Below are 10,156 nucleotides of genomic sequence, written 5' to 3'. Positions count from 1 at the left end.
GCCGGGGTGGGACAACGAAATCATTTTCTCAAAATCAGATTTCTGTCCCACTCCATATTTTATTCGAAACCTTTTTCATATGGGCAGTAGTTGACTGCATTGAAAATGCGCTTCAAACCGAGCTTTTTTCAACGCTAGTCATCCTTGCCGGGGTGGGACAACGAAATCATTTTCTCAAAATCAGATTTCTGTCCCACTCCCTTTTAGCGTTATTATTATTTTAAAAATTGAACACATACACCTTCAGGCGCCGTTGCTCTATTATCTGTTTGAGTTAATGTTCCTGTTGCTTTATCTCGTTTAAAGACAACTAATGGTGAACTGCCTTCTTGATGCGCACAAACTAAGTAGTCGTCAGATGCTACAATATTAAAGTCCCTAGGAAACTCTCCGCCACTCGGCGTAATATCTACTAATTCTAATGATGCACCATCTTCTACTATTTTAAAAATCGCTATACTATCATGACCTCTATTACTAATATATAAAAATTGTTGGTCCTGAGATAACCTAACAGCTGCTAACTTAGTATCACCATTAAATGATTCGGGAATTGTCAAATGTTTTTCTATTTCTTCGAATTTACCATCTTCATATTTTACTACGGATACTTTATTGGATAGTTCATGTACGATATAAGCATATTTACTATTATTTTGATTAAAAGTAATATGTCTAGGGCCGTCTCCCGGCTCAAATTTAGTAACAGCGTATTCTGTTAAACCATCTTGACCATAAGTATATGTCACTACATTGTCTGTTCCTAAATCCATTGCTACTACATACTTGTTATCCGGTGTGACATCTAAGAAATGAACATGAGGACCGTCTTGACGTTCATTAGAACCTACCTCATAAGTATGTTGCAATTCATGAATCAACTGCACTACTTCCCCAGTTTCAGCATTTAATTCGTATAGTCGTGCAACACCAGCACCGTAAACTGACTCAAATAAATATTGTCCATCAGGAGATACTGCTATATAACATCCTGTACCAGCTGTAGAAGCTAAACATTTATTAATTAATGTCAAACGCCCTTCTGCATCAATTTTAAGGCTTGCTACGCCACAATCATCACCTTCACGCGTAATTGCGTATAAATAAGAATTATATTGGGTAATATACGTTGACGCTTCTAGTTCGAATCCAGTTTCTACGGTATCTATGTCACCAGTAGCTTCATTCAATTCAAAACGATAAATCCCTTTGCCTTCTTTTTTAGTATATGTACCAACATATCCTAGTGTTGTCATGTAAACCCCTCCATTATTGATATAGTACTAGTTTATAAAATATATACCAGAATAACAATCAATTAAATTTTGATGCATAGCCATGAACTGATGTAGTCATTTCAAATTATATAGACAACCTTCTATTTAGATGTTAATCTATATAATGTTTAGGAGGTATATTGATGTCTTATAAAAATCTTTCTTCAATATTAAAAGTTTTATCAGATCCAAGTAGATTAGAAATAATAGATTTACTTTCTTGTGGTGAGCTGTGTGCCTGTGACTTGTTAGAACACTTTCAATTTTCTCAACCAACATTAAGCCACCATATGAAGTCATTAGTAGATAATGAGTTAGTTACTACACGAAAAGATGGTAACAAACGTATGTATCAACTTAATCACGAGACTTTAGATGATCTCAATCAAAACTTAAATACCATTACAACACCTAACACACGCTGTGTCTGTAAAAATATGAAATCAGGTGAATGCTGATGATGACGACTTTAGCAATTATAATTTTTCTTATAACTTTATTTTTTGTCATTTGGCAACCTAAAGGCCTAGATATTGGTATTACAGCTTTAATTGGAGCTGTAGTTGCTATCATTACAGGCGTGGTTAGCTTTTCCGATGTCTTAGAAGTAACCGGTATTGTCTGGAATGCTACTTTAACATTTGTTGCTGTCATTCTTATTTCATTAATATTAGATGAAATTGGATTTTTTGAATGGTCTGCGATACATATGGTCAAAGCTTCAAACGGTAATGGGTTAAAAATGTTTATTTTTATCATGCTATTAGGGTCAATTGTAGCTGCATTTTTCGCAAATGATGGCGCTGCTTTAATCTTAACGCCTATTGTATTAGCGATGGTCAGAAATTTAGGCTTTAATAAAAAAATGATATTCCCATTTATTATTGCTAGTGGATTTATTGCTGATACTACATCTCTACCCTTAATTGTCAGTAACCTAGTTAATATTGTTTCTGCTGATTACTTTGACATCGGATTTATTGAGTACTTTAGTCGAATGATTATACCTAACATATTCTCTTTGATTGCTAGTATTCTCGTACTATGGCTATATTTCAGAAAATCTATACCCAAAACTTTCGAAACTGAAAATCTTATGAATCCAAATGATGCTATAAAAGATCCAAAATTATTTAAGATTTCATGGATTGTGTTAGCTATTTTACTTGTGGGTTATCTTGTTAGTGAATTTATTCATATTCCAGTATCAATTTTTGCTGGTATAGTTGCTGTTATCTTTGTACTCTTAGCTCGTAAGTCTCATGCAGTTCATACGAAACAAGTGATTAAAGGGGCACCATGGAATATTGTCCTATTTTCAATTGGTATGTACCTAGTCGTGTTTGGCTTAAAAAATGTAGGTATCACTACAATTTTGGCCGATGTATTATCTAATATTTCAAGTTATGGCTTATTCAGCAGTATTATGGGCATGGGCTTTATATCAGCCTTTTTATCATCAATAATGAATAATATGCCTACAGTTTTAATAGATGCTATTGCTATCGGACAATCAAATGTAGTTGGGTCTATTAAAGAAGGTATGATTTATGCAAATGTAATAGGCTCCGATTTAGGACCGAAAATTACTCCAATCGGTTCTTTAGCAACATTATTGTGGCTACATGTTTTAACACAAAAAGGTGTAAAAATCGCATGGGGCACATACTTTAAAACTGGAATCATTATTACTATTCCGGTACTCTTTGTAACATTATTAGGTTTATTCCTAACATTAATTATATTTTAAGAAAAGAGGCTTTAATAATGCGTAAAAAAACAATTTATTTTATTTGTACTGGAAACTCTTGTCGTAGCCAAATGGCAGAAGGTTGGGGTAAGAAAATACTTGGCGAACATTGGAATGTCTATTCAGCTGGTATTGAAACACACGGTGTGAATCCTAAAGCAATTGAAGCAATGCAAGAAGTAGATATTGATATATCCAACCATACGTCAGACTTAATTGATAATAATATTCTTAAGCAATCGGATTTGGTGGTTACATTATGTAGCGATGCAGATGCTAATTGCCCTATCCTGCCACCAAATGTAAAAAAAGAACATTGGGGTTTTGACGACCCAGCAGGAAAAGATTGGTCAGAATTTCAACGCGTCCGAGATGAAATTGGTCGCACGATACAGCAATTTCATAAAACAAACTAAACACTAAGACGACATAATTTATGTCGTCTTTTTATTTAGCTAGTGACAGCTCGTTGATACTGTTACGCCAAAAACTGCATCTATACGTGCAACATTTCATTGTTAGATTATTAATAAAGCACTTCACTTATACGAACATATGTTCTATAATATTGATGAGGTGATTTTATGATTCCGGATAAATATAAAAATGAAACTGACTATCGCAAGATCCCTAGAGAATATTTAACTCAAAGCATACCTAAGGGACGCGGCATGGTAAAATGGGCACCTTTTGCCACTTTGCCCGAACAGTTCACTAGAATACAGCAGTATATTATAGACCAAAATAAAATTGACCGCCCTATATTATCAGATGACCAACTCAATAATCTCAACTTTCAATTACATCAATCTTTACACAATAATACACCTATTCATATTGAATATTATTGTGATGGCTGGTTAGAACACAAATCAATCTATATCAAAAAAATTGATATGCTACAGATGACTTTAATTGGCGAATCCAAAACAGATTCCCAAATTGTTCAATTATCATTAGTAGACATTACTAATATTCAACAAATCACTACTAATTAACAATTTAGTCCAACATGCAACTACAAATATTCATCTGTATCATAGCCCCTAACTACTGAAGTAGTATGTCTTTTATAGTTCGCAGATGCTTCATCTGCATAATAGACCCTAACTACTAAAGTAGTATGTTTTTATGGTTCGCAGATGCTTCATCTGCATAATAGACCCTAACTACTAAAGTAGTAAGGGTCTATAAAAAAAATAGAACACTATCGTGTTCTATTGTAGTATTAATTATTTGATTCGATGTCTGATACGATTTCTTTTGTTTTGCTTTCGATGTCTTCAAAATCTTTTTTGAAGATGTATGCAAATACAACTGCACCGATTCCAGCAACTAGTGATACAGTTAAAATTGTACCAAATACAAATTTAAATAAACCTTTAATAAAATTACACATTCTGTTCACCTCAATAATTTAATAGCATGTCTATATTCAATAATAGCACACTTAAAAGCATCAATAAATATATACCTATTATTCATTTTTTTATTCCAGTAATATCACAGGAAATTTTATGATACGATATTGTAAGAAGTAAAAAGCGTTAATATAGGTAAATTACATTGACTATATTATTTATTAATAACATATCTATATTATCATAATTAAGATTAAACTGTGAAATGTTTACATGCAAGAATCACAAAAAACGACTATGATAATCATAGTCGTTACTCGATAACTCAGAAAACAATTATTAGTTTCTCCACCATGCGGACATAGCTGATTTTGCTGCTTGATAGTACTCATTCATAGTATCACCTCAATAAACTAATAAAGATTTTTCTATGTTGTATGTTTATAATAACCACTACATTATTCAATAGCAATTAATAACAAATTACAATAAAGTTACAATCATGTTATATATAATATTCATAGGAGTGTATAAAAAATGCAATTTGTCCAATCAGATATAATGACTCATCGCGGATCACATTTTGACTTAGGCGTTAAAACTGCTCAATGGATGCAACAAACACCTTTACTAAAAAATAGAGAAAAAGAATGGCGCAAACGTATGCCTCGTTTTGATATACATATTAAAGAGACTTATGATATCTTCCAAACCTATGCACCACATATTTGGGAAGAAATAAAAGGTATGCAAGAAGTTTTAAATTTACCATCTAACCAAATGGTATTGAATTTTGCTCATTATCGTTTTACGCCGTTAACAAATAGTGGCTGTACGGTTTATTTAGGCAACGATTATATGGTACGTAATTACGATTACCACCCCGCTACTTATGATGGTAGATATTTATTATTTCAACCTACTGATGGCGGACTAGCTCAAATTGGCCCCACTTCAAGAGTTACAGGAAGAATGGATGGTATGAACGAAGCCGGATTAGTAATGGGTTATAATTTCATGCACCGTAAAAAACCCGGTGATGGTTTCGTCTGTTATATGATAGGTCGATTAATTTTGCAATACTGCAAAGATGTCGAAGATGCCATAAAATTATTGAAAACCATACCACACCGTAGTTCATTCAGTTATATCGTTATGGATAAAGCTTTAAATCATGCCATTATTGAAGTATCACCACGTTCGATTGACGTCAGATATGATAATACATGCACGAATCATTTTCAGCTCTTAACTCACGAAAATAGAAATTATACTAAAGAGTCCAAAGCACGTTTGGATCGTTTGAATCAAAGTACACAGCACCAATTAAATAAATTTGACGCTTTTGAATTATTTAATAACCCTGATTTTGATATTTACAGTAAACTATTTAATAGCTGGTCTGGAACGATACATACTAGTATGTACGAACCTCAGCAATTAGCCGCTTGGATAAGTCTAGGAGAAAACAGCAAACCAACATACTTTGATTTTCAACAATGGCTCAATGGCACATCACTTGATGTTTCAACATTTAAAGGCTACATTGATACCGACCTTACATTTGCTACTTATTAATAACTAAAGGGACAAACGCCAATAGTGATTCAACTTGGAGAAGCTTCACTATAATGGTCGTTTGTCCCTTTATTTAGTCGATATAAATATCGCCTTGATTTGTATATAATTCAATTATATTTTGCCCATTACCTACTTTATTATGTTGAAAGTAAGGATTGTTAACATGTGATTTCCCTTTTAATGGATTTAATTTTAACAGTGTATCTTGAGGTTTCTGTGCATAGGAAATATTAATATTTCCTTCGTTCGTAGAAGCTTTCACATCTGTATTGGATTTCATATCAGCTAACATAATATTACTATCCTCAGTTAATAAGATCGTATCTTTTAATAAACTACGTGTCACTTCAATTTTATTTTGCGTTTTAAGATTGCCTTGTTTAATCTTACTATCAGATATAGCTACTGATGAAAAGTCAGACTGATACGTTAAATTTTTTATTGTAGAATTTTTCACTTTAAACCCTTCACTATTACCGTGTTCAGTATATACTTTAACATCACCCAAACGCAGTTGATCTAATTGAATAAATTGCGAATGTAATTCCATATCAAGATTAGCTGAGGCTTGTTTAGGAACTGTAATATATACTGTACTATGAATATTTTTAAATGGATTAAAGTTCAAACCGTAATGATCTTCATTGTTATTTTTTTCCGTTACATTAACTTTATCAGCATGACGTTTAATATTTACATCTTTCGATCCTTTATATGTAATGTTAAACTTCTCACCTTGCCGTACTTTAACTGCTGCATTCTTCGTCGCCACATTAATATCTTCAATCTCATCATCATGGTAATTTTGTGATACTTCATTCGTTTTATTATCTTGTTGTTCAAATGAAAACCAAAATAAACAAGCTAACACGAAGCAAACGACGAATATGGTTAGACCACAAATGAACAACTTCTTCATTCTACAGCACTTCCCTTAATCGTTTTAATATTCCATCTTAAATATTTTAAAATTGCACGATAAACTAACTCAGCAAGTTTTAAAATTAATACAAACAGTACAATTCCTAAACCACTGTAGGAAAATGCAAAAAGGTAATTACTAATTGCTAAACTGATATTATGGTTAATCACACCATGAACAATTAACAATAACGGTGAAATAAACATCATAAAAGACACGAGCAATAGTACAAACATAATACATGCTATAAACACCATAGGAATTAAAATTAATAATAAAGAAAAGATACCCATACCTAATGAAGCAATAATTGCTCTAATTATAGTTTTAGCATTCGTTTTATATTCTGCATAACTAATCGCATTTTTAGCTTTAATTTCTTTTCCAATAACTTTAGGGGATTCAAGCTCTCCCATAATTTGATATTCATTTTTCCCATTTTTCTCTAAGTCAAAAAAGTAACTCTCATATTCAAACATGATTTTATCACGTTCTTGTCTTGGTAAACGTTCCAGTTCTTGTTCGAGCTCATTTAAAAATGTAATTTTGTCCAAAATTATCTCCGCCAATTATCATTAATTATGACTATCATCTTGCTATAGTTCTATTATTTACGGTTTTTAACTACAAACACATACTTTACTCTATACGTTTCACACTAAAAAGTTGACGAAATTCACTTTTTACACCTGTTTCAACCGTATTCATTTCATTATTTAAATATAGCATAGCTATTTTACAGTTGCATCTCTCACCTACAACTCCTATAAAAAATAATGTAAATTTAAGAGTTAATAATTTTCCCAATTATAAGTTAATTTGCTATAATTACATCAATAGATTGAAGGGGGAATACAAATGACAAGTCTAAAGACTTATTTTAACGACAGTCAGCTACTTAATGAATACATCGAAAATATGACTGTTAATAAAGATGGTGTGGAAACAATTTATAATTCTTTTTCTGTGCCAAATACAGAAAATGATAACATCGAAAAAATTAAAGCAGCTAATTATGATAAAGTACTTGTTATCACAGAGGATTGGTGTGGGGACGCTATGATGAACCTTCCAATCTTAAAACATATTAGTGAACTATTAAATTTAGAAGTTAGAGTCTTCCATCGTGATGACGATACTAATTTAATTGATCAATACTTAACAAATGGTACTGCCCGTTCTATTCCTATATTCGTCTTTTTAAATGATGAATATCAACAGGAAACTGTATGGGGACCACGTGCACGCCAAGTTCAAAAATTTGTAGATGAAGCTCGTGCCAATCTACCAGCGAAAGATGACCCAACATTTGAAGAAAAATCAAATGAAGTTCATGCGATTATCTCCAATCGTTATAAAACAGATTCACAAATGTGGAAAGCAGTGTTTGAATCTATCATTGAACAATTACGCCACAAATAATAATAAAAAGGTATATACACTTCGAGCGAAGTGCATATACCTTTTTTACTTTATATATCTTTTTTAGTTACATAGAATAAATTAACGATAAATAAAATTATGATTGAAGCTGCTGATATAAACCATTGCCAATTCGTAAAAGTAAAATCATCTGATGTAGTTTTGTTTGGTAAGTAGCTAAATGGTATATATTTTAATGAATCTTGAATATTATCACCAATTTTAGGAATCATTGGGATAAATGGTTCTGCAAATGGTACAAGGAATATTAAAATAATTCCTACAGTATAAATTAAAGCTGTCTTTGGAATAACTAATGCAAATAAATATAATAACAAACCGAAAAACAGATGGAATATAAGATAAAATACTAATAATTCCCAGCACTTTTCAGCAGTGACATTTTTACCATCTACTATATTTTGAACAATAATAACAAATGCCACTAAAAATCCTGACATAAGTAAGGCGATGATTATCATTGAACATACTTTCGCAATAAAGTATCCAACTCTATTTTTAGTTTTATTCATAAACAATTGTAACGTACCTTGAGAAATATCTCGCGTAATCGTTTTAATTACAAAAAGTAAACCTACAATTGAGAAGAACCAACTGCCGACTGCCAGTATAATATTGCCGTCTACTTTATCTAACTGCTGTACAAATAATACAGTCATTCCAGCCATTGCACCATATGTTAGAAGTAAAGCTAAATAAGTCAATGGGCTTCTAAAAATACTGTACACATCATGTTTGATTAATTGAAAGCTATTCATTATTGGTCACCTCTCTGATTAATATTAAAGTAAGTATCACGTAATGAACTTTTTCGTGTTTCAATAAATTTCGGATATACTTCAATACTTGCCAAGCCTTTAAGTAAAGCTTGATAACTTTGTTGTGCCCGTATAACAACTTCTTTATTCGCACGTTGTGACTCAATAATTTCATAATGTTCTTTCAAATACGTATGTGCTTGTTCAAAGTCTTCATCCTCAAATATTATAACTGTTGAGTCTGTAGGTGCACCCTCGTCCATATTAACATCCTGAACAAAATTGCCATCTCGTAAAAATACCGCTCTATCGCAAATTAATTCAATGTCTTCCAACTTATGACTAGAAATGAGAATTTTCATATCAAGCTCTTTTACAAGTTGTTTAATAGTCGTTAACACATCAATAGAACCATCTGGATCCATGCCATTTGTAGGTTCATCCAAAATTAAATACTTAGGTTTGTTCATTAATGATACAGCAATAGCTAATTTTTGCTTCATACCCATTGAGTATTTTTTTACTTTCTTTTTAATATAAGGTTCCATGCCGAAAGTTTGGATAATATGATTAGCATATTTTTTGTCAAAACCTTTTCCTAAAACTTGGGCGAATAGTTTTAAATTATATAAGCCAGATTTATTATCGTATAATTTCGGATGTTCTATTAAATAACCAATATTTTCATTATTAGCTAATTCTACTTTTCCTTGAAAGTTAATAATATTACCATTCATAACCTTCATAAGTGTTGTTTTACCTACACCATTTTTCCCGATAAGTCCCACAATACGACTATCATTAAAATCAAAGTCAATATGATCAAGTACATTGTTACTACCATACTTCTTTGTAATATCTTGTAACTGCATAAATACCTCCTATTAATTTACGAAATACGATAAATCAACAAACTAAATTTAACATAGTAAAAAAACATTTAAATAATAAAATATAACGGTAACAACCTCATTTTTATATGTACAAAATATATAGTTATTATAGTTCTAAACACAACATATTATACACAACTCAATCGGAAATTCAATCAAGGCCAAAAAAAT

The 10,156-nt window shown here is 31.6% G+C and carries 13 protein-coding genes; 7 read left to right on the top strand and 6 right to left on the bottom strand.

Annotated features, from left to right (window positions below; translation table 11 throughout):
• The coding region (locus tag CD036_RS13225) for a hypothetical protein (RefSeq protein ID WP_219728769.1) at positions 1-224 on the top strand (224 nt) is incomplete at its 5' end.
• Here CD036_RS13225 and pglS read toward each other — a convergent pair.
• A complete protein-coding gene (pglS, locus tag CD036_RS07900) occupies positions 216-1,256 on the bottom strand; it encodes a 6-phosphogluconolactonase (RefSeq protein WP_103388390.1) in 1,041 nt (346 codons plus the stop codon). The two genes, CD036_RS13225 and pglS, sit on opposite strands and share 9 nt — an antisense overlap.
• Before the next feature lie 164 nt (positions 1,257-1,420).
• On the opposite strand from pglS, the gene CD036_RS07895 reads away from it, so the two are divergent.
• From CD036_RS07895 to CD036_RS07880, 4 genes are all read left to right on the top strand, one after another.
• On the top strand, positions 1,421-1,735 hold the full coding sequence (locus CD036_RS07895; protein ID WP_103388389.1) for an ArsR/SmtB family transcription factor: 315 nt from the start codon (positions 1,421-1,423) through the stop codon (positions 1,733-1,735).
• Complete coding sequence (gene arsB / locus CD036_RS07890) at positions 1,735-3,027, top strand: arsenite efflux transporter membrane subunit ArsB (RefSeq protein ID WP_021459225.1); 1,293 nt, start codon at positions 1,735-1,737, stop codon at positions 3,025-3,027. Before CD036_RS07895 ends, arsB begins: the two co-directional genes overlap by 1 nt.
• 17 nt (positions 3,028-3,044) lie before the next feature.
• Positions 3,045-3,443 (top strand): arsenate reductase (thioredoxin), encoded by a 399-nt coding sequence (arsC, locus tag CD036_RS07885; RefSeq protein WP_002509143.1) that lies wholly within the window; start codon positions 3,045-3,047, stop codon positions 3,441-3,443.
• Positions 3,444-3,611: 168 nt separating this feature from the next.
• The gene (locus CD036_RS07880; RefSeq protein ID WP_002509142.1) at positions 3,612-4,025 is read left to right on the top strand and encodes a YolD-like family protein; all 414 of its coding nucleotides are present in this window, start codon (positions 3,612-3,614) and stop codon (positions 4,023-4,025) included.
• A gap of 230 nt (positions 4,026-4,255) precedes the next feature.
• Here the strand turns inward: CD036_RS07880 and CD036_RS07875 are convergent, their stop codons facing one another.
• Positions 4,256-4,426 carry a hypothetical protein gene (locus CD036_RS07875; protein WP_002509141.1) on the bottom strand — a complete coding sequence of 57 codons (171 nt, stop codon included), beginning with the start codon at positions 4,424-4,426 and terminating at the stop codon, positions 4,256-4,258.
• Positions 4,427-4,925: 499 nt separating this feature from the next.
• Between CD036_RS07875 and CD036_RS07870 the strand changes: the two genes are divergently transcribed.
• On the top strand, positions 4,926-5,966 hold the full coding sequence (locus CD036_RS07870; protein ID WP_103388388.1) for a C45 family autoproteolytic acyltransferase/hydrolase: 1,041 nt from the start codon (positions 4,926-4,928) through the stop codon (positions 5,964-5,966).
• A 73-nt stretch (positions 5,967-6,039) separates the two neighbouring features.
• On the opposite strand, the gene CD036_RS07865 is transcribed toward CD036_RS07870, so the two are convergent.
• Together CD036_RS07865 and CD036_RS07860 are read right to left on the bottom strand one after the other, a co-directional pair.
• Positions 6,040-6,888 carry a DUF4097 family beta strand repeat-containing protein gene (locus CD036_RS07865; protein ID WP_002509139.1) on the bottom strand — a complete coding sequence of 283 codons (849 nt, stop codon included), beginning with the start codon at positions 6,886-6,888 and terminating at the stop codon, positions 6,040-6,042.
• The gene (locus CD036_RS07860; RefSeq protein WP_103388387.1) at positions 6,885-7,445 is read right to left on the bottom strand and encodes an HAAS signaling domain-containing protein; all 561 of its coding nucleotides are present in this window, start codon (positions 7,443-7,445) and stop codon (positions 6,885-6,887) included. Before CD036_RS07860 ends, CD036_RS07865 begins: the two co-directional genes overlap by 4 nt.
• A gap of 304 nt (positions 7,446-7,749) precedes the next feature.
• On the opposite strand from CD036_RS07860, the gene CD036_RS07855 reads away from it, so the two are divergent.
• Complete coding sequence (locus CD036_RS07855; RefSeq protein ID WP_002509137.1) at positions 7,750-8,313, top strand: thioredoxin family protein; 564 nt, start codon at positions 7,750-7,752, stop codon at positions 8,311-8,313.
• A 50-nt stretch (positions 8,314-8,363) separates the two neighbouring features.
• Here the strand turns inward: CD036_RS07855 and pmtD are convergent, their stop codons facing one another.
• Together pmtD and pmtC are read right to left on the bottom strand one after the other, a co-directional pair.
• The gene (gene pmtD / locus CD036_RS07850; protein ID WP_103388386.1) at positions 8,364-9,092 is read right to left on the bottom strand and encodes a phenol-soluble modulin export ABC transporter permease subunit PmtD; all 729 of its coding nucleotides are present in this window, start codon (positions 9,090-9,092) and stop codon (positions 8,364-8,366) included.
• Entirely contained in the window at positions 9,092-9,964 is an 873-nt protein-coding gene (pmtC, locus tag CD036_RS07845) for a phenol-soluble modulin export ABC transporter ATP-binding protein PmtC (RefSeq protein WP_021459229.1), read from the bottom strand. The genes pmtD and pmtC overlap by 1 nt, the downstream gene beginning before the upstream one ends.
• Positions 9,965-10,156 lie beyond the last annotated feature (192 nt).

This window comes from Staphylococcus arlettae (assembly GCF_002902345.1).
In the GTDB taxonomy this organism is placed as follows: domain Bacteria; phylum Bacillota; class Bacilli; order Staphylococcales; family Staphylococcaceae; genus Staphylococcus; species Staphylococcus arlettae.
This window is presented reverse-complemented; position numbering and strand designations above follow the sequence as displayed.

Bases quoted from the DNA above. Each gene is read 5' to 3' on its own strand.
- pglS (WP_103388390.1), bottom strand. From the start codon at position 1,256: ATGACAACACTAGGATATGTTGGTACATATACTAAAAAAGAAGGCAAA.
- CD036_RS07895 (WP_103388389.1), top strand. From the start codon at position 1,421: ATGTCTTATAAAAATCTTTCTTCAATATTAAAAGTTTTATCAGATCCA.
- arsB (WP_021459225.1), top strand. From the start codon at position 1,735: ATGATGACGACTTTAGCAATTATAATTTTTCTTATAACTTTATTTTTT.
- arsC (WP_002509143.1), top strand. From the start codon at position 3,045: ATGCGTAAAAAAACAATTTATTTTATTTGTACTGGAAACTCTTGTCGT.
- CD036_RS07880 (WP_002509142.1), top strand. From the start codon at position 3,612: ATGATTCCGGATAAATATAAAAATGAAACTGACTATCGCAAGATCCCT.
- CD036_RS07875 (WP_002509141.1), bottom strand. From the start codon at position 4,426: ATGTGTAATTTTATTAAAGGTTTATTTAAATTTGTATTTGGTACAATT.
- CD036_RS07870 (WP_103388388.1), top strand. From the start codon at position 4,926: ATGCAATTTGTCCAATCAGATATAATGACTCATCGCGGATCACATTTT.
- CD036_RS07865 (WP_002509139.1), bottom strand. From the start codon at position 6,888: ATGAAGAAGTTGTTCATTTGTGGTCTAACCATATTCGTCGTTTGCTTC.
- CD036_RS07855 (WP_002509137.1), top strand. From the start codon at position 7,750: ATGACAAGTCTAAAGACTTATTTTAACGACAGTCAGCTACTTAATGAA.
- pmtD (WP_103388386.1), bottom strand. From the start codon at position 9,092: ATGAATAGCTTTCAATTAATCAAACATGATGTGTACAGTATTTTTAGA.
- pmtC (WP_021459229.1), bottom strand. From the start codon at position 9,964: ATGCAGTTACAAGATATTACAAAGAAGTATGGTAGTAACAATGTACTT.